The organism is Salicibibacter halophilus, assembly GCF_006740705.1.
Taxonomy (GTDB): domain Bacteria; phylum Bacillota; class Bacilli; order Bacillales; family Marinococcaceae; genus Salicibibacter; species Salicibibacter halophilus.
Genome location: NZ_CP035485.1, coordinates 750,225 through 772,294 on the forward strand (window position 1 = coordinate 750,225; position 22,070 = coordinate 772,294).

Consider the following 22,070-nt stretch of genomic DNA (forward strand, 5'->3'; position numbering starts at 1 on the left):
CGTTACCACCTCCTCTGGAGATGAACGAGTTCCGGTTTTCCTTCCTGAATGCCGCGAACTAAAGCAACATGGGCACGTGTCACAAAGATTTGTGTTCGAAACGCATAGATCGCTGTATCCCCAACATGGACGTCTCCATCTTTGTACAAAGCACCATAATAATCGATATAATTGGGATCCTGACGCTTCGCAGTCAACTTTTGCCCCATCAGTTTTTGAGGCTCATTCCCGACTAAAGCTCCGGTCATATTTCCCCTTGTATAAAACCCTCCGCCGATAACATAAGCGTGTTTCTGATCCTCATGAGAAACCTCCGTCACATAAATCATCCCCGGCCGTTCCTCCAAATCCTGCACCGCGTGCAGGGGAGTCGTTCCGGTGAGAGCGTGCCCGGGCTCCCCTTGCGTCGCCCCTGCTTCTTTCAACATCGGGATCGTGTGGCAGCTGGTCGCACCTGGCGCGTTGACGTGTCTAACCTCTATGCCGTGGGCTTCCATCTGCTTTTTCGCTTCCAATAATGTTCGCACGTTTGGGCTAAACTCGAACCCTGTATCCCCAGCATTCATTCGCAGGGAAGGAAAAGATGTCACGCCCTCCACGCAAACACCCGGTAAAGAAACAAGTTGAGGAAGTATGGACGCTAGCTCCCCCAAGCAAAAGCCCCCCTCCTGTCCGGGATATAGATCGTCACCACCATCGATCACCCGCAGCAATACGGGCTGCACAACCCCCAACTTTTTCGCAGCGGAAGAAACTTGCCTGGCACGTTCCAGGGAAAAAACAGTGATCAATGACGGTTGCATCTGCAACGTTTCTTTCCACTGACACTTCCCGGGTTGCACGAGATGCCCAACGTTTCCTATGCCCACCCCCGCATCATGCAGGATTTTTGCTTCCTCCCATTCCACCGCTACCGCTTGTTCAATTCCATTATCAGCAATCCATCGTGCCAAACGGGGAAGGCGGCCCAATTGTTTTGTCATGAAAAAAAGTTCGATATCGTGTGCTTTCGCGCGGTTGGATAGAGAACGCGCATTTTCCCCTACCACATCCATATCGATCATATACGTATTCGGAAGAATCAACCCATCCTGATGGAATTGCGCACCGGTTTTTATGAGGGAAGGATTTCTTCTTTTCGTGACCTCCAAAAACATGATGGCACCCTCCTAACCTTCACTTAAAATATTACCGAGAATACGAATGACATGGTTTGCGTCAGACTTCATTGGGTTAATGCGCAAGCCGTATTCTTTCAAGGCAGGATGGGCTTTTGAAAAGCTTCCGGAAACGCGATAGATCATTGGCAAAATTTCATAGCGGGACTCGGCCCCCACCGGGTAAACTGCTGCACCGTGCTTGGCGCTTTTTTCGATCACTTGTGCCGCGATCGGCTCCTCCAACTCAACGATCACGTTTTTCGACTGCGAGTTAGTGACATAGGCTTTGTGAATGCCAGGTACTTCTCCCTCATTTAAACGCTCGCACAAAATGTCTACTTGCTCGTTTTGAACGGCCAGCGAAACAGGGGCAAACGTCATCATCCGCATAAAATCGGTAGCCTCCGGCCCTTGCACCTGGCCGCCTCCGGAATAATTGCGTCCGCGAACGATGTCTACCGCCTCATGCTTTCCTGCTATCACACCGACCCCTTCCGGCCCCAGCACTTTAAAACCGGAAAATGTCGAGTAATCCGCACCCAGCTCAACGCCGATCGCGGGTACTTTTAACACACAATAATTGTCATCGGTGACCACAGGTAATTCAGGGACCTCGTTTTTCACCGTTTCGATTAAACCTTGTAAATCATACCTGTCTTCGGGCTGCTGGCGGGCATGCTGGATGTAAAAGACCTTCCCTCTATTTTTCCGAACCGCTTTCCGTACAGCCCCTAAATCGTTATAGTCGACAACGGCTGTGTGTAAACCAAGCATCCGCAACGTTTCCGCGGTTGTCGTATATACAGGGGCATCGTGGATATAAATCGTCTCCCCCGGTTCTGCCAAAGCGCTTAACAACACTCGAATCGCTCCTGTGCCTGAACCCCTCACGAGCCCGGCATCCTCTGTTTCGAAGACATCGGCCATCACTTTTTCCACTTGGGCAGTTGTTTGGGGCCTCATCCCTTCGGGATGCACGCCGACATCTCCGAGGTGAAAAATATCATGCCCGGAAAAATGACGGCTAATGGCATGCACGATCCGAAATTGCATGCGTTTCGCTTCCTCAATAGTCAGGGTCGGCAATACCGGCGATGTCATGGTCGATCCTCCTTGATACAAAAAGCTGTAGCAGGGTTCCTGATCAACAATTGCTCAATATTCGTATCTGTGAGTCCTGCCTCTTTAAGACGTGGAACGAATGATGTCAACACAAAACCGTATCCGGGTCCTCCGTGTTTTTTCCAATGGGATTTGCGCGTTAAATCTGCCGACAATAAAATTTGTGGCCCGTGCCCCTTTTCCCATAAATAAAGCAATAAATCCAATCGCTCCTCATCCGATCGGTAATTTGTTTTGCCAATCGTATCAAACCCTACGAAAGCCCCGGCTTTGACAATTTCCAACACTTCTTCGCGATTGGGGTTAAGGTCTTGATGCCCGATCACCAATTGATCCATTGCCAAACCCATCTTCGAAAAAATTTCCACTTGTTCTAAGCCAAGGGTGCCAAGTGTCGTGTGAGTGGTCACAGGCAGGCCGGTTTGAATGCCGGCCAATCCCGCTCCTTTCAGCAGTTCTTTCTCGATCGGTTTCAGCTCATGATGGCTGCTCCCAATTTCTCCAATAACACCTGGATAAATTCCCGAGTCAGCAATTCCATTTCTCACTTCCTGAATAATGTGGCCGGCAAATTGTTCAGCCTCCCAGTTTTGGGCAAACACCGGTAAGTAAGGATCCTTATAAAAACCGGTGCTGGCGATGACCTTCACGTCGGACTCGCGGCTTAATCGAGCAAGCAAAGGGGCATTACGCCCCATCCCATCATTGGTCACTTCCACCATCGCGCGACCGCCTGCTGCGAAAAATGCGTCGAGTTCTGAGCGCATCCCTGCTTCATCATCTAAAATCGTATCGGAGTCTTTTTTTATTCGTGATAAATCAATGGTTAAATGTTCATGGGCGGCACAGATACCCAGTTGAGAAGGCTGAATCTTTTCTGTCACAGTTTGAATCATAGATGAACCTCCTGAAATTAAAGTAGCCCTATGACCGCCAAGATATTCGCAATAATCCCGATGGCAATCGCTCCGATTGGACCGATAGCCATGCCGACGATCGGCCTTCCCGCTGCTTCATTTAGTAAGTAGACACCTGCTATAAAGAAGAAACCGAAACCGGGGATAATCGCGTTAGCAGCATTGGCTCCACCGATTAAAAGAGCGACTTCCAATATTTTCGTCATCGCACTGCGAATATTTTCTCCCGAATTACGGACGCCCGGATATTTATCCATAAAGCGGGCAATCCCATTCAGAAGGAAAACCTCTCCCATAATGACGAGCGCCCCGATAATAGCGGCAATCCAGAAGTTCGGCGCAAACAACCCGACAACAAAGACGAGGGTAAAACCAACCGGACTGTAAACACCGGTAGCAATCGCGGTGCTGGCAACGAGCGGAATGAACCCTAACGCACGTGCGGCAGCCGCGATGCCTGCATCTGTGTCATTTCCCTCTGCCAATATATTTAAGGAAATCGGATCACCGGCCATCATCCACAAGTTGGTGGCGGCGGAAATCAAACCACCGATGATCATAAAATAAACAACATGTTTGCGAATTCTTTGTACCTTTTCACTGAACACACTGGCGAGATCAATGCTTGCACCACCGTCTTCAGGCTTCTCACGCATGGCAAAAATCAGAAGGAAAGCCATCCCCACAATGAGGGCCATCCCTTCCTGATTCAGTTCAACAGCGGTTTCACCTAAAGTAATGATTTCATTTTCATTCAACCAAACAGCAATTTGTCGAACTATAGCCGCGACGGCAAAGGCAAGAATCCCCTTTTTAACGCTAAATTGCAAAGCAATAGCGAGCGCCGGGAACACCATAAAGGCAACAACGACCGGGTCACCGACTTGCTCCAAAGGTTCAAGAAAATTTACCGGCAAGTATTCAAACATTTGCACAAACCATTCAAGTCCGACCCATATTCCGGCACCATATGTTCCGCCGACGACGGCAGCCACTGGAGTGCCCCAACGATTTTTAGGCGTTGTTAAACCAACGATGTCCGTCCCGAGGAAAACGGCATGCACTAAAATAATGCTGGTCGCAAGTGTAAACGGAATGCCAAAACCGATGACGAGGCCAAAACTCATGGCAAACGAGGTTAACGCTAAATCCCTGCGACTCATATTCCCTTCAATGTGCTCGGAAACAATCGGCCGCAACCCATCATTAAAGACCGCGATATTTCGATTCGCCAATACCGCCCCAAAAGCCCCGACCAAAACAATAATGATCATTTCCATCCGGTTTCACCCTTTCATCCCTTGTTCATCAGGGCATTCATAATGAGGGGAACAGCCTCCCGTTTATGGTCAGCCGTGAACCCATATGCTTTTTTGCCTTGATCCACCGCTTCCTTGATCTTGGTCTCGTCCGGCTTCCGCCCAGGCATCGACACCGTTTCACATTGATCTTTTCCAAGAATGGCTGTGGCCATCGCAAGTGCTCCGCCTCCACCGGTCGCGCATGCGCCAACATATATATCCGCTTGGCCTGATTTTATGGCCATGGCTGCTTCCACATCGGACTTAACGGAAGTTGCAATATCCTCCTTCCCATGTTCCTTTACCAACGCTTCCACTTCTTTTTTATCGACCTGTCCGCCAATCACAATCTTCATAATGATCTGCCTCCCATTTGCTGAAAATTTGAAACATAGTGGAGTTGCAGAAACTTTTGCTCTTTTTCCGGCAGTATACTCCCGAGTCGATTTTCCACCCAACGAATTTCTTCCATCGCATTTTGCAAGTACACAGACTGTTGTACTTCCTTGAACATTGATTCCGGAGGAGCTTCCAATTCTTCTCCTCGCTCCAACCGGGTTAAAGCAGTAGCGAGATGCGTGATTAGCATATCGAGTGGCGCTTGCGGAGCTTGGGCTCCAAGCCTATCCGCTGCCTCAGCGGCAATTTTCGATGCTTCCTTTGTAATCACATTCGCTTCCAAAAGAATCTTTAAACGTTCTTGCACTTGTACCATCGATCCTCTCCCTCCAATATACAGTATTTAGTATTTTAATAACGCGGATACACTGTCCCTTCTTCCACTTTATGTTGAACATCCCTGACATATCCCAGATCCAACTGCTTGATGCGATGTTTTGTTTCGCGATGGTCTTTTTCTACGACTAACGCAGCCTCGTTTACCTTTTGAGAAAATGCGATCGCTTGTGAGGAGCAAAACGCTGTGTGATTCAGTTGCGTCATTATACGCCCCTCGTCTTTATTCCAGATCGCCGCGTCCAACTCTCCATTTTTTAACATATCAAACAATTGCATATAGTTGACGTCCGTAAACCTCACATCCAAACCTGCACATTCGTATTCCGTCAATAAAAATTGATCCGGTGACGTATAGTCAATCCCGACTCTCATTCCCGATTCTATTTTGCGGGCTTCAGGATCATGAAAAAAAATATCATGCCCGGAAACATACGTGGATTCCCCGAAAATTAAAGCAATTTCCAATCCCTGACTCTCTTCTACTGCCCTTTCAGCCGCCATTCTTGATAGCAATGCAAAATCATACCGGCCTGATTTTAAAGCGTCGATTCTTTGCGCTGCCCCTCGCATATAAGCTAAATTAACACGAATATCGCGATATTCGAACCCTTCCACCAGTCCCGTGGCCAATCCTTCATATTTTCTCGAATACGGCAGCGGCATCACGCCGACGAGTGGACCAATGCCTGCAATTTCCAATACCTTTTGTGCATCCATTTGTGCAATGAACGTACCGAGATGGCCCCTGGGCTCCAATTTAACCGCTTTCATTTCTTCCAATAATTTCAGCGCTCCCTGAACCGTCCCCCTCCCCAAGGAAAACTCGTGAACCATATCCGTCACCCTCGGAATTCGCTGTCCAACTTCCAAGTACACTAACTTACCAGCAATCTGTTTCGCTGCTAACCCATTCTTGGAATATAGCTTCGTCCAACTTCCGCTCATGATCCGGCTCCTTAATATACGATTTTTCGTATTTTGATTGTATATTAATTTATTTAAAAATACAATCATTTATGCTAATAAAAATAAGAAGAACGAGCATCGCCCGTCCTACTCTATTAAAAATGAAACCGACGTACAATTTCGTTTTTCATTGTTTTATTGGCGAACAATATCATGCCGGTGAATGTTAACAGTGCGTACAGCGCGGTTATTGCACCTGGCCATAAGACGTAGGATAAAGTGCTGACAAACAAGAGGACAGGCATAAAACCGAGGATGATCATCGTCATCATATATCCGAGGTACTCTTTCCATTTCATTGGTTTTCGCAATATGATGATCGTAACCATCAATGTCGCGACGATTACGAGGAAAGGGATCACATAATGCACGGACCACCGTTCTCCCCCTGCCGTAACGTTGATCACGACGAGCATGGCCGAAAGGGCGAGGACTTGAAAAATGATTTTTGATCCAATGTGCGCTTTTGAGAGGATCGTGTGGTTAATAGATAAAAGCGCGTATAAAACAGGCCCTACGATGTAAAATGTCCAAAGTTGGTTCGGGGTGGTGAGCAAATTAATGAGCAAACTTGTACTCATGATTAATATCGCAATAAACAAAAACACTCGCTGCTTTAGGTTTCGCCGCTTGGCATCCGAGTGATAGTTCGGATACGTATTCAATGAGGCTTTTTCTTCCGTTAGCTGGCGTTTACATAGTGGACAATGCTGGTGGGCGGTCCACACGCTGCAGTTCAAGCATCGATGCATATGGGATCACCCTCCATCATTGGCATACACTTCAATATCAATGCCTGCTGTCTTTGTAAGCTCCTGAAAAAAGGAACGAATAATGGCTGCTTCTTCGATCGTTCTTGCAAACGAAAGCACAAATTGATCATTGATGGAACAAATGCCGCCGTTTATCGGACTTTTTTTCGTTGGGTACATGACCATCTCCATATGGGCAATATGAGGCATCATCTCTTCCGGCAGATGAACATCGCCTAAATTGGTGAGTGTCATTGTTTTCGTGCGTTCCCCATAGCTTTTATACCCATAGCGAAGCGCGTAGTATTTAAAAAAATTCGGCACAAAACGAGCAGCCAGCATGGTTTGTAGTTTAACATGATGATTTAATCCGAGTTGCAACGCTTCTTTCTCTGCCTTTGTTTGCAACTGTTTCGAAATATCTGCCATGATATCTTCGAGGGTTGTATGCTCCTCGACATGGATTCCTACGTTCACGACAGCAAAAAAATTTCGAAGTGATTTGGACGGAAACATTTTCCGCAAATTAACAGGGATCGCGATTTTAATTTCTTCTTTTCGTGATCGATATAGCAATTTTTCATAATAAATAGCAACAATCAATACCGAAGTAATGTAAGCGGTAATCGATACGCCATAGGCTCTCGCGGCTGTTCGAATATCGTTTGATTTCATTACCCCATGAACAACAGTCGTCTCTTCGGTCGGTGTCCCTTTGATTTGAAACGCGTGCCCTTCGCGAGCGTTTTTAACCGCGTGATTGGATTTATAATTAAAATAGCTGTCGTCCAATTCATAAGTGCTCGGTTGATCCTCAATATCAAGAATCGAACCGTCATTTTCAATCTGAGCTTGTTGCTCGAGCAAATAGTGATAAACAAGCGCCTTGAGAAACTCAAGTGCTCCAGTGCCGTCCGTAACCGAATGAAAAAACTCCACTGCAATTCGTTTTTCGTAATAAATCACACGGAATAAAAAACCGTTCGTTTCAATCGGATCAATCGGTGCACAAGGAAAACGATGTTCTTTTTGCACGAACAGCTTCTTGTCATTCTCTACGAGAAAGTCCCAGAAAATCCCCTTCCCAAGCTTCACGGCGAACATCGGGAGACGCTTCATCACGTCATCCAGCGCGCTTTGTAGCTTGTCCGCTTCCACCGGTGATTTCATCATCATCGCAATTCTAAACACAGAAGAGTTCGCGGGGTTCGATACCGCGTGAAAAATCTTTCCCGCATTGTCGATTTTGTACCATTGGTCCATGCAACAAACTCCCCTGAATGGTTCATTGTAAAATCCAATGCAACACTAAAAATTAAACCAGTATGACTCTAGCTTATTCTAACACATGCCCCTCTTTAGGCAATAGGAGAATCACCGCTCCTCAGGCCACTCGAAGAAAAAAACAGAAGCCCCAAGGCTCCTGCTTTCTCAATCATTCCATCCACTCCGGCTTGCCAAACCCTTCAAACTCTTCATCAATCACCGCTTCGAATTCTTCTGATTCGATGATTTCCTCGATATCATTAGCCAGTTGGCTATCTTCGTCTTCCGAACGAACGGCAACGACGTTACGGTACTGATCAGGCATGTCCTCAAGTTCTAATGCGGTGAGTAGATCCATATCGGCACCGAGCGCGAAGTTTCCTGGCACTGCAGTGAGTTCTGAACTGCCGACTTGCCGTGGCAGCTGAGCCGCTTCCAGTTCAACAAAGTCGAGGTCAAGCGGATTGTTCGTAATGTCATGCGCGGACGCGGTTAATTCATCGATTCCATCTTCAAATTCAATCAGATCAGCGTCTTCGAGCATCAAAAAGGCGCGCGCGGCATTGGTCGGATCATTCGGGATCGCCATCTCCGCTCCTTCCTCGATATCATCCAATGACTCATAATCTTCAGAGTAAATCCCCATTGGCGCCGTTGGCACCGTAATGAGTCCACTCAACTCAAGGTCATTTTCCTCTTTAAAATCTTCCAGATAGATGCTGTGTTGAAACAAGTTCGCTTCAATCTCTTCCTCGGCAAGCGCCTGGTTCGGGTACACGTAATCGGAGAATTCCTGAATTTCAACATCATATCCTTTTTCCTCCAGTCCAGGCTGGATGGCAACACTCACCATATCGCTATAAGGACCGGCAGTAGCGCCGATCGTAATGGCTTGCGAATCTTCTCCTTCTGCGTCTTCTTCTCCTCCACATGCAGCTAGTACGAACAAACTGCTGGCGAGAACGGTTAATGGGGTGATTTTTTTATTCATCTGTATTCTCTCCCTCTTATCTTTTATCTACGCGTTTTGCAATGAAATCGCCAAGCTGTTGCAGCACTTGGACAAGTACGATGAGCAGTACGACGGTGGATATCATGATGGTCGTGTCATAGCGGTAGTGGCCGTAACGGACCGCCAGGTCCCCAATCCCGCCACCACCAACGACCCCGGCCATCGCAGAATAGGCGATTAAGGTGATGACCGTGAGTGTAAGCCCATGAATAATGGAAGCGCGCGCTTCCGGGAAAAGCACATCTTTCATAATCATCCATGGTGTAGCGCCGGTCGCGATTGCAGCTTCAATCATGCCTTTGTCAATTTCACGCATAGAGGTCTCAACGATGCGGGCAAAAAACGGAATAGCCGCCACCGATAGCGATACGCTCGCTGCCACCGGTCCGGTTGTCGTACCCACTAAAAAACCTGTTAGCGGGAACAACAGCACGAGCAAAATGATGTACGGAATCGAGCGTACGACGTTCACGATAAATCCAAGGACAGACTGGACAACGAGGTTTTGCCAGAACAAGCCGCGATCCGTAACGAACAAAAGCACACCGAGTGGAATACCGACGAGGATGGCAACCGCGGTGGATATGCTGATCATCTGCAGCGTCTCCACGAACGCCTCCGCCATCTCGGGCAAGAGATCAATGAGATGCTGCAAGTCCATCACGGATCACCTCCACCTTTGCTTTGCGTGCTTGAATATACTGGATCGCCTCATGAATATCGCCAATCTCTCCGCTCAGCTCCATAATGAAAATGCCGAGCGGTTTTGATTCGATGTATTCAATGGCTCCATGTAAAAAATTACCTTTGACGTTATACTTCTGAAGCGTATCTGCAATAATTCCTTCACCGGCAATATCCCCTTTGAAGACCACCTTAACGATCGTCCCTGAACACTGTGCCAAAGTGGCTTCCGGAAGCTCAAACGAGACGACATTGCTGATGAACTCTTGGGTAAGCACATTTTGTGGCTCAGCAAAGAGATCGTAAACACTGCCCTCCTCCACCACCTTGCCATCTTGCATAATCGCCATCCGGTGGCAAATGTCTTTGACGACATTCATCTCGTGTGTGATGAGCATGATCGTCAAACCAAGCTCTTTGTTCAAATTCTTAAGAAGGGCCAAAATCGACTTCGTCGTAGTCGGGTCAAGCGCCGAAGTAGCCTCATCACAGAGAAGCACGGTCGGATTGTTCGCCAGCGCCCGCGCAATCCCGACCCGCTGCTTCTGCCCTCCGCTCAACTGCGAAGGATAGGAATCGCGCTTATCCAATAACTCCACACGTTGAAGCAGTTCTTCCACACGGGCTTTCATATCCTTTGATTCAACACCTGCTGCCCGAAGTGCAAACGCAATATTTTCAAACACCGTCTTCTGGTTAATTAAGTAAAAATGTTGAAAGATCATGCCAATCTTCAGGCGTTGTTCTCTCAGAGCCTCCCCAGATAACGACGTCATCTCGGTTCCATCGACGGTCACCGTCCCGCTCGTCGGCCGCTCAAGCAAGTTGACACAGCGAATGAGAGAACTCTTCCCTGCACCGGAATAGCCGACAACCCCGAAGATTTCTCCTTGATTGACTTTGAGCGAAACATCATTCACCCCGGTAATCGTCTTCTTTTTCGTTTTGTATACTTTCGTCAGACCCTCAACTTGAATCACTGAACTTCCTCCGATCAAAAGAAAAGACTTCTTTCACTTGAAAGAAGTCTTGAAATGGCATTCATAGACTTATCTTTCAGAATGAATTCATTCTGCAGGAATTGGCACCTTCCCCATCATGGGAGGTTGCCGGACGTCATCGGGCCTAACCCCTCAGTCTCTCTTGATAAGTGATTAAAATTTATTACTAAAATAACACTAATAATATTACATTTTTACTTTTTATCTGTCAAGCTTTAACGTGGGAAAGAGTGAGTCAAAACTGTCGATTCCGCCGCATCTTCAATGACGGGCACACAAAAAAACAGCCAACACCTTAGGTTTGATGGCTGTTTTTATGATTTCTCTGCACCCTGCATAATGGTTGAAGATTCCAAATGGGCGGGGGTATATATCCAACCGGGGATCATAGCAATGAACCAGTTCATCATCCGCTGATATATTTTAGGGTTGTTCGATACGACTCGCCCTTTCCCTTTCGTTCCCATTTTAAAAACGCTATACTTCTAGCCAGGGGAGACTAGAAAGAAGGGATGGCATAATGGTTACAAATACTAGCCTGCAAACGATCCGTGCGCATTACTCATCATTGTCCGATAAAGAAAAAAAGGTAGCGGATTTTATACTCGCTTCTCCCGATAAAGTGATGTACTTTTCGATTTCAGAACTGGCGGAAGCTAGCGAAGTAGCTGAAGCTACCGTCTTTCGCTTCAGCAAACGTTTGGGCTACAAAGGATTCCAAGACCTTAAAATCGCCCTCGCCCGCCAAATCGTAAAGCCGGAAGAAAACATCCATGAATCAATCCAAGAAAATGATGACAGCAAAACGATTGCGACAAAAATTTTCACTGAACATAAACGAGCCATGGACGACACCCTCTCCCTTATTCATGAAGACACCATTCAAACCGTCGCCCACCACATTATTCACGCTACCCGCATCGACATCTATGGATCAGGCGGCTCAGGGGTCGTTGCTGAGGACGCTTACCACAAAATGATGCGATTTGGCATCCCGATTCAAGCATTTACGGACAGCCATCAGCAGATGATGAGTGCTTCTTTATTGAAAGAGGGAAGCATCGCCATCGGCATATCAAACAGCGGAAGCAACCGTGACGTCATAGATGCATTAGCAACAGCAAAAGCCGGAGGCGCAACGACGGTGGCAATAGCCAACAATACTTCCTCTCCGCTCACAAAAACTGCCGATTTCGCGCTTTCCACAAGCGCCCGGGAATCGCTTTTCCGCTCAGAGGCAATGGCTTCCCGGATCGTGCAACTTGCCCTTATCGATGTCCTTTACGTCGTCTGCGCATTGAAAATGAAAAATACAACCTTACATAATTTGGAGTCCATTCGGAAATCGATAGCGACAAAACGATTTTAATCCTTGCATTGAAAAGAAGCTGCCTCATTTGAGGCAGCCCTTTTTATGAAAAGAAGAAACTGAGAATAAAGACGACGATAAAACCAACGACGCCAATGATCGTTTCCATAACCGTCCAAGATTTTAGCGTATCTTTCTCTGACATTTCCAAGAACCTGTTGACCAACCAGAAACCAGAATCATTCACGTGTGAAAGCACGGTAGCACCGCAAGCAACCGAAACTGCTATTAACGCGAGAGAAGGCTGTGACAAATCAACCAAATCCACGAGCGGTGAAATTAACCCTGCTGCCGTCAACATAGCCACAGTCGCTGAGCCTTGGGCGACACGAACGCCTGTTGCAATCAAGAACGCGAGAAGCACAAGCGGAAAACCGGAAGCTGCCATTAAATCGCCCATGACATCCCCGACACCGGTTTCAATAAGAACTTCACTGAAAACGCCTCCGGCACCTGTAATCAGGATAACAATCCCTGCCGGCTCCAGTGCTTTCGTTGTCATTGTTTGTAATTCTTGTTTGGAAGCGCCTCGCCTTTTTCCCAAGAAATGCATGGCGAGTAATGTTGCAATGATTAAAGCGAGGAATGGATGGCCGATAAACATAAGGGTGCTTCTCAACATCCCCTCTGCCAACAGCTGCTCCCCTGCTGTATTGAACAAAATCAGAATTAGCGGCAACAAAATGATAAAAAGGATCAGGCCAAAAGATGGCATTCCTTGCCGGCTATCCGATTCCTTTTGTTCTCGTTCTAAGACATGATCCGGTACAGGAACATGGATTTTATTCCCTATATACCTGCCAAATAGAGGTCCTCCGATTATCATGGCAGGCAACCCTGCAATAAAACCAAATAACAACATCCAAGCTAAGTCCACGCCCAATACGGAAGCAACCGCAATCGGTCCAGGCGTTGGCGGCACAAAACTATGGGCAACTGCCAAACCTGCAAGAAGTGGAATGGCATAATAGAGCAGGGACTTCCCTGTCCGCATCGCTAAACTATACACAATCGGAATAAGGATAACCAAGGCCACATCAAGAAATACGGGGATGGCTACAACGATACCGGTGAAACCTAATGCCCACTGCGCCCGCTTTTCACCAAATGTATCCACGAGCGTGAAGGCAAGCTTTTCCGCTCCGCCGGAAGTACGCAGCACTTCACCGAACATTGCGCCCAGACCCACGACAATCGCGATAAACCCTAATGTTCCTCCCATTCCTTCTTCAATGGTTTCGAGCAATGATTGAGGCTCCATTCCTGCCAAAAGCCCTATAAAAATACTCGCGAGCAAAAGGGCCAAAAAAGCTTGCATTTTTGAGCGAATGATTAAATATAAAAGAACAGCGATCCCCAATATTGTAATGATAATCAAACCGGCATCAGACATAAACAACCCCTTCTTTTCAGGAAAAAATTAAATACCGTTAGCTACTACCATTCTGCAATGCTTTGATCCGCATGTCTCCAAATGGGGTTGCGCCATTGATGTCCCATTTCAGCCATTTTCCGAACATGCGCTTCATTCATTTCAATCCCAAGTCCAGGCTTGTCCGGAATTTGGACGTACCCCTTTTCATAGTGAAATACACTAGGATCCACAAGGTAATCCAAGAGATCCGAACCTTCATTGTAATGAATGCCAAGGCTTTGTTCTTGGATAAATGCATTATGGCAAGTAGCATCAACTTGAAGACATGCCGCTAAAGCGATTGGTCCCAAAGGGCAATGCGGTGCAGCAGCTACATCAAAAGCTTCGGCCATCGATAGAATCTTTTTATTTTCCGTAATTCCGCCGGCATGGGACAAATCTGGTTGAATAATATCAACATATCCATCTTTAAGAATGTGTTTAAAATCCCATTTTGAGTACATACGCTCGCCTGTAGCAATCGGAATCACCGTGTGATTCGCAATATCTCTTAAAGCTTCATTCTGTTCCGGCAAGACAGGTTCTTCAATAAACATCGGCCTAAAAAATTCTAATTCTTTGGCCAAGATCTTTGCCATCGGTTTATGGACTCTCCCATGAAAGTCAATGCCAATCCCTACATAGGGGCCTACCGCTTCTCTTATCGCTGACACATTCGATAACACACGATCAATCTTTTCATGGGAATCAATATATTGCAGCTCATCGGTCCCATTCATTTTTATAGCAGTAAAGCCTTTATCAACCACTTGTTTGGCAGCTTCTCCAACCTGGGAGGGACGATCGCCGCCAATCCACGAATAAACCTTAATTGAGTCTCTCGCTTTCCCGCCTAACAGCTGATGTATTGGGGTCGAAAGATACTTTCCTTTAATATCCCATAACGCCTGATCAATCCCCGAAATGGCGCTCATCAAGATCGGCCCGCCTCTATAAAAACCGCCGCGGTACATAAGTTGCCAATGATCTTCAATATTCAACGGATCTGTATCTATTAAATACTCCATTAGCTCATGTACAGCTGCTTTGACGGTAGCAGCACGACCCTCGATGATCGGTTCCCCCCATCCTGCTATCCCTTCATCCGTCTCTATTTTTAAAAACAACCATCTTGGCGGCACTTGAAACACTTCATAGTTCGTGATTTTCATCATTACCTCCCTTTCTGCAAAGAAATCGTATGTACAAATGTTTTGTAAACGCAATCATAAAACTTAAGAACAACAGCCAGACTGTAAAAAAACAGATAAACAATGGTTGATTTTCTAGCATCGTATCATGGATTAACTTTTTATGAAAGAAATTTTCTTTAAAATGTTTACTTATGAAAGAAATTTTTATACGATAGCATCATCGAGAAATATGGAGGACTTTATATGAAAATTGGCGTTATTGGATTGGGAAAGATGGGGTTTCCCCTGTCATTGCAGTTGTTAGACAATCAATATGAGGTTGTCGGTTTTGATCCACAAACCGAGAATAAGCATGCACTTGAAAAAGAAGGCGGAGAAGCTGCAGCATCCATGGATGATTTAATTTCGAGGTTGGAAACGCCGCGAACCATCCTTTTGTTGGTACCTGCAGGAGAGATTACGGAAAAAGTATTTCAAGAACTGCGCAAAAAGTTATCCGCAGATGATTTAATGATTGATGCGGGAAATGCACATTACCAAGACACCCTTCGCCGCCATCAACAACTCAAAGACTCAGGAATCCTATTTGCGGACAGCGGAACATCAGGTGGAATGTCCGGAGCCCGAAACGGACTATGTGCCATGGTCGGCGCTGATGAAAAAGCACGTCCCCGATTGAATGAACTTTTTGAAACAATCACCATCCCTAACGGCTTTTTGTTAACCGGAGAAGTTGGAAGCGGACACTATTTGAAGATGATCCACAATGGAATCGAATACGGCATGATGCAAAGCATCGGAGAAGGGTTCGAATTGCTCGAAAAAGGACCTTTTACCTATGAATATGAAAATGTTGCGGACATGTGGAATCATGGTTCGGTCATTCGAGGTTGGCTCATGGAGCTAACAGCGCAAATGTTTAAAGAAGAGCCAAAACTGGAAAGCATCAAAGGCGTGATGCAATCTTCCGGGGAAGGAAAATGGACCGTTGAAGCTGCACTCGAATATCAAGCGAGCGCACCTGTGATCGCAATGTCGCAATTAATGCGCTATCGCTCTCTCGATGAAAATCCCTTTCACGGCAAAGTAGTCGCGGCCCTTCGCCATCAATTTGGGGGCCATGAGGTTGAAAAAAACGAGTAAAGAAGGTATACGGTATGCAATCGATCTACGTCGGCATTGATATCGGCACGACCGGAGTGAAAGCGGTCCTTTTTAATAAAAAAGGACAGGAACGTTATAAAGCGCATCGAACGTATCCGCTTCATAGCCCCACTCCGGAAATCGCTGAACAAGATGCGAATGAGGTCTTGGAACAAACGTTTGCAGTTTTAGATGAAGCTCGCACATTTTGCAGTCGTGAACGGTTTTCCATCCGCTCGGTAAGCTTCAGCTCAGCGATGCACAGTCTTCTGTGTGTAGATAAAAAGGGCAAACCAATCACACCGCTTATCACGTGGGCAGATAAACGCAGCTCTGACGTGACAAAACATAGGCAAGAAAATGGGGACGCCCAGGGTTTTTACGAGCGCACAGGAACCCCTGTTCACCCGATGTCACCATTCGCCAAACTCATCTGGATGAAAGAAAACGATCCAAAAAAAGCCGTCAAGACGGCGAAAGTGATCGGCATTAAAGAATATGTATTTTGGCATTTATTTAATGAGTACGTGATGGATGAATCACTCGCAAGTGCAACCGGGCTTATGAACATCCATGAACGCACCTGGGATCAAGAAGCGTTGAGCCGCGCCGGCATCACGGAAGAGCAGCTACCCAGACTCGTACCGACAACCGAAGTCTTTTACGATCAAAATAATACGCCATTTGTGATCGGCGCAAGCGACGGAGTTCTTTCCAACCTCGGCGCCGGTGCGATCGAATCCGGCGAAGTTGCCCTCACCATCGGGACAAGCGCCGCCATTCGCAGCGCGAGTCACAAGCCGTATGTGGACGAAAAAGGACGAACATTTTGCTATTTGCTCACGGATGGTCTCTGGATCATCGGCGGCCCGGTTAATAATGGCGGCATCGTTCTGCAATGGCTTGTGGAAGAGCTCGTCAAGGACGAAACTGTCCCTCCGGACCAAGCGACAGAAGCGGTCATGGCACTCGCGGAACAAGTGCCGCCGGGAGCCAACGGCTTAATGTTCCTGCCGTTCCTGACCGGAGAACGCGCGCCCCTCTGGGATCCAAATGCAACCGCTTCTTACATTGGACTTACGAGGGCACACACCCGAGAAGATATGATCCGTTCAGCACTCGAAGGTACGACCTTTAACATTTATAGTGTGCTGCTTGCCCTGCAAGAACTAATCGGCATTCCGAAGAAAATTTATGCTTCCGGAGGCTTTTCCCGCTCAACAACATGGAAACAAATCGTTGCCGATGTCTTTGAGCAGCCACTGCACTTCGCAAAGTCTTACGAAAGCTCCGCATTCGGAGCCGTCATACTCGGCATGTATGCACTCGGAGACATTGATGATTTGGCTCATTTTAAAGATAATGACAAAACCGAAGAAACGATCATGCCAAACCAAGCAAACATCCCATTATACCGCGACCTTACCTCTTTATATTTGGAACTATCACGAAGCATCGCACAGCATTTTGAACGGCTAAGCGCACTTCAGGCAAAACAGCTGTACACGTAATCGCGTACAGCTGTTTCTAGTTCCTCCCCGTTCCGTATACTGGCATTATGTACACTCTTTCACGAACAAAATAACCGGCCGCAAACGTACCCTTTGCTTGAGTCCGGCAAGAGGTCACTGCATTTATTCAACAGCCACGTCCTGAATACATGCCCGACACATACCTCTACTATCCTCCACAACCAATCCAGAAATCACCACATCTGTATAGATCTTTTTACTTCTCAACGTAAGCGATCAGCAAATCAACAAGGTTATACTTCACTATTTTTTTGGCAACAATGATGCTAAAACCGATTGTTTTTGTGGGGGCTTTTTATGAAGGAAAGAGAGAAGCGTTTTGAACAGAATAGGAAAAAGCTACAAGGAAAGCAGCAAAAGCGAAGGGCTGAAATTGAAAAATCCAGGAAAAAAACAGCAAAAATCCAAGCAAGTCTCAGAAAGAAGCTTATGGAAGAATAAGCTTTTTTTATTTCAATAAAAAAAGCCTCAATAAATAGAGGCTTTCTGTTTGTTCTATTGTCCGGCTAACTTTTTGATTCGTTTTTTAAACGCTTCTGTTTTCTTCTTGCTTTGTTCCAATTCGTATTTTCTTTCTTTTTGACGTCGTTCAATCATTTTTTGTGTTTCCGATTTTTCTCTTCGATTGCGAATACTATTTTTACGGGTTGTTGTCATAGGAACACACCCTCTCGCTATTCTTATAGACTATGTTTTCTGTTCATCTCAATTAAGTTACAATGAGCCTCCATGACTTGATGAAAGTTCAATTCCGAGAGCAAAGCTTGTCCTTCTATTATATCTCCTTGCCTTAAGATATTCAACTCACTACCCTTCTCTTTTGAACCCTTGTAGAGGGTCACTATCCAACTTTCACTTGAAGAGTGAATATAAACACGAAATGAAATTCCAATATCGCTTTCATAAATCCCGTTAGAATGAATGGTGTTGAAATGTTGGTTTGCTATACTATTTCCATCGGTAACATACACTTTATTCGGTATATCTCCTCTGGGATAATACTGATACAGCAAATGTAATTCATCGCCGTTCTTATCGAGCTGGAATACAGTGTAGTGAAAATTCAAAAGGTATAAGTGTTCAAAATCTAGCTTTTGTGCCTCAATAAGGCTAAAGTTTTCAGAAAGGTTTTTAACGAAATCACTTAACATAACGACATTTGATTCATTGCTTTCAAGTAACCTTACATACTTATCTTTTTCATCCTGTAACTCATCGGTTCTCTTTGTAACTTCTTGATAAATTGCTCTTACAGCTTTATCCCCACTGTTTCTCATCATATAATCAATGGTTGAAGAAAGGGATGAATCGTTATCTAAGAACGGTTCGATAATGTGATACTCATTGCTCCGAATTCTTCTGTAGGCATCAATGTGAAAAAAATAATCATTTTGCCAATTCGTCATTTGAACCAATGTGTACCCAACGGTCATGAGGTACCAAACCAATAGAATAACCGACCAATAAGTCGTGGTATCTGTGATGTAGTTTTGTATCGCTAGTACATTTGGAAGCGCCGGTACAGCTGCTAAAAAAGCTAGTAAAATGGTGATGATGTTGATAACTGGCGTCACTTTAATTCTCGATTTTCCCAAAATCACCAGATTCCAAAGTTGTTTTAAAGGGTGATAAACCAAAAGTGGCAACCACATACGTTCCATTCCACGCTTGTTTTTCACCACACGATAATTACTCTTTGAGGCTTCTATTAGTGGGCTCAGATGCTCTTTTAGATGGTGCATTTTATGATCCAGATTAGGCTCATTACACATTTGTAAGCCTCCGATTTTTCTACATTATAACACATATGTTCGTATTTTATGATCGAAAACATAATAAGTTGAAAAATTCATCGGCAAGAACTCCTGGCTACGTTACCGGAGATAGATAAGAGGAACCATTCCAAAGATAAGCATCTTTAGCAGTGTTAATACACTATCACCCTTGTTTTGTACTCATAGAAGTCTTTAAAGCATTACGATTAAAGCGAGAAAGAGCCAGTGCACCAGCGCACCCCTACCCGATATGGTGATAATTTTGATACTCAATCCCTAACGATTCCGCCGTATCTTCAATGACAAGCACGGCACTAGGGAGATCTCCCCGCTCTAACGCCCGAGGAACAAAACACAACATCTGTCCGTTTTTCTTTGTATTATTCTCAAACTAAATATTAAATTGGACATTTACCTCTTGGTGCTTATCCACTGGGACGATATTCATGATGGTTTTATGCACAAGATGAAGTGTTTTTCTCATTGCCTCTGTTTGTGAATAAGGTTTACGCTGATTTAATATATCGGTGAGCATCCCTTTCCAAATTAAGAGGGTTGTTTCTGTGATGTAAGGTATATCCTCATGACGGATAAATCCTTCGTCTACTGCATGTTGGATATATAGAGAGCTTCGTGTGGACAGTGTATGCTGCAATACAATGGATTGAACTTGATCAGGCAACCCTACAAGCTCATGTTTGTACATTCTGTAGTAATGATCCAACAAATCTTCAGGTACTTGTTTTAAATTACTGATAAAAATATGAGAATAGATTTGCGGATGTTTAAAAGACTCTTTACAAAAGCACTCCCAACTATACAGCCATTTTTCCAGTGTATTCGTTCCTTGATCCATATACTGAGGCAATTGCTCAATATAGGGTTTTGTATAGCGCATTGCTGCAAAAAATATGACATGGGAAAATTCTCTAAAATAATTATAAATCGTAGAGGTTGTAAACCCTGCCCGTTCTGCAACCGTTCGTGCTCTAACTTGTGAGATTCCTACTTCATCGATTGTTTCCGATGCTGCATTGATAAAATAATGCCACATTCTTTCTTTCTGTATGTCTTTACGTGACAGTGACATGACCTGATCCCCCTTTTGCAGGCACCTCCCATTCCTTTTCAAGAAGATGCCCTTTTCATATTATCCGACTTAAGTTTTTCATACAAACTGACATGACCTACGCTATTCCATGTTTTGTTTTATTCTCTAGCTTTCCTAAAACAAAATCCGCAATAAGTGCCATTAATGTGGCTGGAATTGCACCAGCAAAAATTTGAACATCAGACTGTATACTAATGCCGGAAATGATTTCTGTTCCTAATCCTCCCGCACCGATATAAGGACCGATCGTTGCTACGGCTATTGCAATAACAGCAGCGAGTCTTAAACCAGCCATTAAAAATGGAATAGACAAAGGAAATTGTATTTTCATAAGCAATTGAAGCGGTGTCATCCCGATTCCGGTACCGGCCTCCATAATACTCCCATCAACTTCTTTGATCCCTACATATGTGTTTTTCACAATTGGAAGTAGAGAATACAGGAACAATCCCATAACCACCGTCTGAAATCCAAATCCAAAATATAACATAAGGATCGCAAGCATCGCTAAACTTGGAGTTAATTGGAGGATATTAGTTATCGATATGATAAGAGGGGTGAGTTTCTCAAACTTTGCAGCAATAATGCCAAGTGGTACACCGACAAGCAATGCTAATCCAATTCCATAAACAACCATCAATAGATGCTCTATAGATAATACTAACAATTCATCATAATTTTCTACGATGTAATTGACTAATTCAGCAATGAATTCCATTGACAACACCTGCTTATATCAGTCTAACATTCCTTTTTCCTGTAAAAATTCATCTGCTACTTGTTTTGTGTCCCGCTCCTCAATCTCAACTTCATACATTAAATCAGTCATTTCTTCTGTACTTATTAAATCAACCATTGACTCTAATATTTCATTAATTTCAGGATGACTGTCCACTACTTCATTTGTTGCGACTAAAGAAGATTCATATGGCGGAAAGAATTCTTGATCGTCTTCGAGAACTTCTAAGTCATTCTCTATGATCTGTGGGTCAACCGTATATGTCGTCACAACATCTACTTCGCCATTCGCAATTCCATCATACATGAGCGAAACATCCATTCCTCTCGCATCGGCAAATTCATATCCATATGCTTCTTGAAATCCTCTATAGCCATCATTATCTCGTTCTATCCAGGCATTATCTGTACCCAATGTCAATTCATCCGCGTATTCTCCCAAATCTGTGACCGTTTCAATATTGTTTTCTTCTGCAAAGCTTTCTTGAACACCAATCGAATAGTTATTAATAAACCCTATTGGATCGTACCACTTAATGTCATATTCTTCCCCGAAGAACGTCTGCGCTTGTTCTAATGTTTCATCGGGATCTGTGGTATACTCGACTTCGTCAAAATAATTGTTGTGCACTTCTCCCGAATAAAGACTAGCGATGTCAAATTCACCACGCTCAATACCTGCAAATATTTGCGGACTAGCTGGTAAGTCCTCAACAATCTCAACGGTGTGGTCTGTCTGATCCTCTACGAGTGACTTAACCATTTGCACATTAAGTTTTGCATCCGTACTTGTGGCTGCCGCTGAGGTGAATTCTTCTCCATTTTCATCTCCATTGCCACACCCGGCCATGATCAACGACATCGTGGATAAACCTACCAATAATCTTTGTTTCATTTTAAATCCAACTCCCTTAC

23 protein-coding genes and 1 riboswitch are annotated in these 22,070 nt (G+C 45.1%); of the genes, 4 read left to right on the forward strand and 19 right to left on the reverse strand.

Going from position 1 to position 22,070, the window contains the following annotated elements:
* Nucleotides 1-2: 2 nt before the first annotated feature.
* From EPH95_RS03710 to EPH95_RS03765, 12 genes are all read right to left on the reverse strand, one after another.
* On the reverse strand, nt 3-1,157 hold the full coding sequence (locus tag EPH95_RS03710) for a YhfX family PLP-dependent enzyme (protein ID WP_142087479.1): 1,155 nt from the start codon (nt 1,155-1,157) through the stop codon (nt 3-5).
* Nucleotides 1,158-1,169: 12 nt separating this feature from the next.
* Entirely contained in the window at nt 1,170-2,261 is a 1,092-nt protein-coding gene (locus tag EPH95_RS03715) for an aminotransferase class V-fold PLP-dependent enzyme (RefSeq protein WP_142087482.1), read from the reverse strand.
* Nucleotides 2,258-3,178 carry a phosphotriesterase family protein gene (locus tag EPH95_RS03720; protein WP_142087484.1) on the reverse strand — a complete coding sequence of 307 codons (921 nt, stop codon included), beginning with the start codon at nt 3,176-3,178 and terminating at the stop codon, nt 2,258-2,260. Before EPH95_RS03720 ends, EPH95_RS03715 begins: the two co-directional genes overlap by 4 nt.
* 17 nt (nt 3,179-3,195) lie before the next feature.
* Nucleotides 3,196-4,473: a YhfT family protein gene (locus EPH95_RS03725; protein ID WP_227004035.1), complete on the reverse strand. Its 1,278-nt coding sequence runs from the start codon at nt 4,471-4,473 to the stop codon at nt 3,196-3,198.
* Between the two features lie 20 nt (nt 4,474-4,493).
* Nucleotides 4,494-4,856 carry a DUF2620 family protein gene (locus tag EPH95_RS03730; protein WP_142087489.1) on the reverse strand — a complete coding sequence of 121 codons (363 nt, stop codon included), beginning with the start codon at nt 4,854-4,856 and terminating at the stop codon, nt 4,494-4,496.
* Nucleotides 4,853-5,215, reverse strand: a complete 363-nt coding sequence (locus EPH95_RS03735; protein ID WP_142087491.1) for a PRD domain-containing protein — start codon at nt 5,213-5,215, stop codon at nt 4,853-4,855. Before EPH95_RS03735 ends, EPH95_RS03730 begins: the two co-directional genes overlap by 4 nt.
* A gap of 35 nt (nt 5,216-5,250) precedes the next feature.
* Nucleotides 5,251-6,183 carry a GntR family transcriptional regulator YhfZ gene (gene yhfZ, locus EPH95_RS03740; RefSeq protein ID WP_142087493.1) on the reverse strand — a complete coding sequence of 311 codons (933 nt, stop codon included), beginning with the start codon at nt 6,181-6,183 and terminating at the stop codon, nt 5,251-5,253.
* A 116-nt stretch (nt 6,184-6,299) separates the two neighbouring features.
* Nucleotides 6,300-6,944, reverse strand: coding sequence for a DUF6320 domain-containing protein (locus EPH95_RS03745; protein WP_227004036.1), 645 nt, complete (start codon nt 6,942-6,944; stop codon nt 6,300-6,302).
* A gap of 18 nt (nt 6,945-6,962) precedes the next feature.
* Nucleotides 6,963-8,219: a condensation domain-containing protein gene (locus tag EPH95_RS03750; RefSeq protein ID WP_142087495.1), complete on the reverse strand. Its 1,257-nt coding sequence runs from the start codon at nt 8,217-8,219 to the stop codon at nt 6,963-6,965.
* A gap of 172 nt (nt 8,220-8,391) precedes the next feature.
* Nucleotides 8,392-9,213: a MetQ/NlpA family ABC transporter substrate-binding protein gene (locus EPH95_RS03755; protein ID WP_142087496.1), complete on the reverse strand. Its 822-nt coding sequence runs from the start codon at nt 9,211-9,213 to the stop codon at nt 8,392-8,394.
* A 16-nt stretch (nt 9,214-9,229) separates the two neighbouring features.
* Complete coding sequence (locus EPH95_RS03760) at nt 9,230-9,895, reverse strand: methionine ABC transporter permease (protein ID WP_142087498.1); 666 nt, start codon at nt 9,893-9,895, stop codon at nt 9,230-9,232.
* Nucleotides 9,873-10,898, reverse strand: a complete 1,026-nt coding sequence (locus EPH95_RS03765) for a methionine ABC transporter ATP-binding protein (protein WP_142087500.1) — start codon at nt 10,896-10,898, stop codon at nt 9,873-9,875. The genes EPH95_RS03760 and EPH95_RS03765 overlap by 23 nt, the downstream gene beginning before the upstream one ends.
* Before the next feature lie 66 nt (nt 10,899-10,964).
* Nucleotides 10,965-11,071, reverse strand: a riboswitch (SAM riboswitch).
* Nucleotides 11,072-11,439: 368 nt separating this feature from the next.
* Between EPH95_RS03765 and EPH95_RS03770 the strand changes: the two genes are divergently transcribed.
* Nucleotides 11,440-12,288 carry a MurR/RpiR family transcriptional regulator gene (locus EPH95_RS03770; protein ID WP_142087501.1) on the forward strand — a complete coding sequence of 283 codons (849 nt, stop codon included), beginning with the start codon at nt 11,440-11,442 and terminating at the stop codon, nt 12,286-12,288.
* Nucleotides 12,289-12,331: 43 nt separating this feature from the next.
* Here the strand turns inward: EPH95_RS03770 and EPH95_RS03775 are convergent, their stop codons facing one another.
* Both EPH95_RS03775 and dgoD read right to left on the reverse strand, forming a co-directional pair.
* Nucleotides 12,332-13,681: a GntP family permease gene (locus EPH95_RS03775; RefSeq protein ID WP_142087503.1), complete on the reverse strand. Its 1,350-nt coding sequence runs from the start codon at nt 13,679-13,681 to the stop codon at nt 12,332-12,334.
* 44 nt (nt 13,682-13,725) lie between these two features.
* Nucleotides 13,726-14,874, reverse strand: coding sequence for a galactonate dehydratase (gene dgoD, locus EPH95_RS03780; protein WP_142091471.1), 1,149 nt, complete (start codon nt 14,872-14,874; stop codon nt 13,726-13,728).
* A 225-nt stretch (nt 14,875-15,099) separates the two neighbouring features.
* Between dgoD and gnd the strand changes: the two genes are divergently transcribed.
* The 3 genes from gnd (at nt 15,100) to EPH95_RS18615 (ending at nt 17,972) form a co-directional block, all read left to right on the forward strand.
* Nucleotides 15,100-15,999 carry a phosphogluconate dehydrogenase (NAD(+)-dependent, decarboxylating) gene (gene gnd, locus EPH95_RS03785; protein WP_142087504.1) on the forward strand — a complete coding sequence of 300 codons (900 nt, stop codon included), beginning with the start codon at nt 15,100-15,102 and terminating at the stop codon, nt 15,997-15,999.
* A gap of 14 nt (nt 16,000-16,013) precedes the next feature.
* Nucleotides 16,014-17,510, forward strand: coding sequence for a gluconokinase (locus tag EPH95_RS03790; RefSeq protein ID WP_142087506.1), 1,497 nt, complete (start codon nt 16,014-16,016; stop codon nt 17,508-17,510).
* A 318-nt stretch (nt 17,511-17,828) separates the two neighbouring features.
* Nucleotides 17,829-17,972 (forward strand): hypothetical protein, encoded by a 144-nt coding sequence (locus EPH95_RS18615; RefSeq protein WP_160141589.1) that lies wholly within the window; start codon nt 17,829-17,831, stop codon nt 17,970-17,972.
* A 54-nt stretch (nt 17,973-18,026) separates the two neighbouring features.
* Here the strand turns inward: EPH95_RS18615 and EPH95_RS18620 are convergent, their stop codons facing one another.
* The 5 genes from EPH95_RS18620 to EPH95_RS03810 form a co-directional block, all read right to left on the reverse strand.
* Nucleotides 18,027-18,188 carry a hypothetical protein gene (locus EPH95_RS18620; protein WP_160141590.1) on the reverse strand — a complete coding sequence of 54 codons (162 nt, stop codon included), beginning with the start codon at nt 18,186-18,188 and terminating at the stop codon, nt 18,027-18,029.
* Nucleotides 18,189-18,211: 23 nt separating this feature from the next.
* Nucleotides 18,212-19,303, reverse strand: a complete 1,092-nt coding sequence (locus EPH95_RS03795; protein ID WP_142087508.1) for a hypothetical protein — start codon at nt 19,301-19,303, stop codon at nt 18,212-18,214.
* A 394-nt stretch (nt 19,304-19,697) separates the two neighbouring features.
* Nucleotides 19,698-20,396 carry a TetR/AcrR family transcriptional regulator gene (locus EPH95_RS03800; RefSeq protein ID WP_142087510.1) on the reverse strand — a complete coding sequence of 233 codons (699 nt, stop codon included), beginning with the start codon at nt 20,394-20,396 and terminating at the stop codon, nt 19,698-19,700.
* Between the two features lie 97 nt (nt 20,397-20,493).
* A complete protein-coding gene (locus EPH95_RS03805) occupies nt 20,494-21,135 on the reverse strand; it encodes an ABC transporter permease (protein WP_142087511.1) in 642 nt (213 codons plus the stop codon).
* A gap of 18 nt (nt 21,136-21,153) precedes the next feature.
* Nucleotides 21,154-22,050 (reverse strand): glycine betaine ABC transporter substrate-binding protein, encoded by an 897-nt coding sequence (locus EPH95_RS03810; protein WP_142087513.1) that lies wholly within the window; start codon nt 22,048-22,050, stop codon nt 21,154-21,156.
* Between the last annotated feature and the right edge of the window lie 20 nt (nt 22,051-22,070).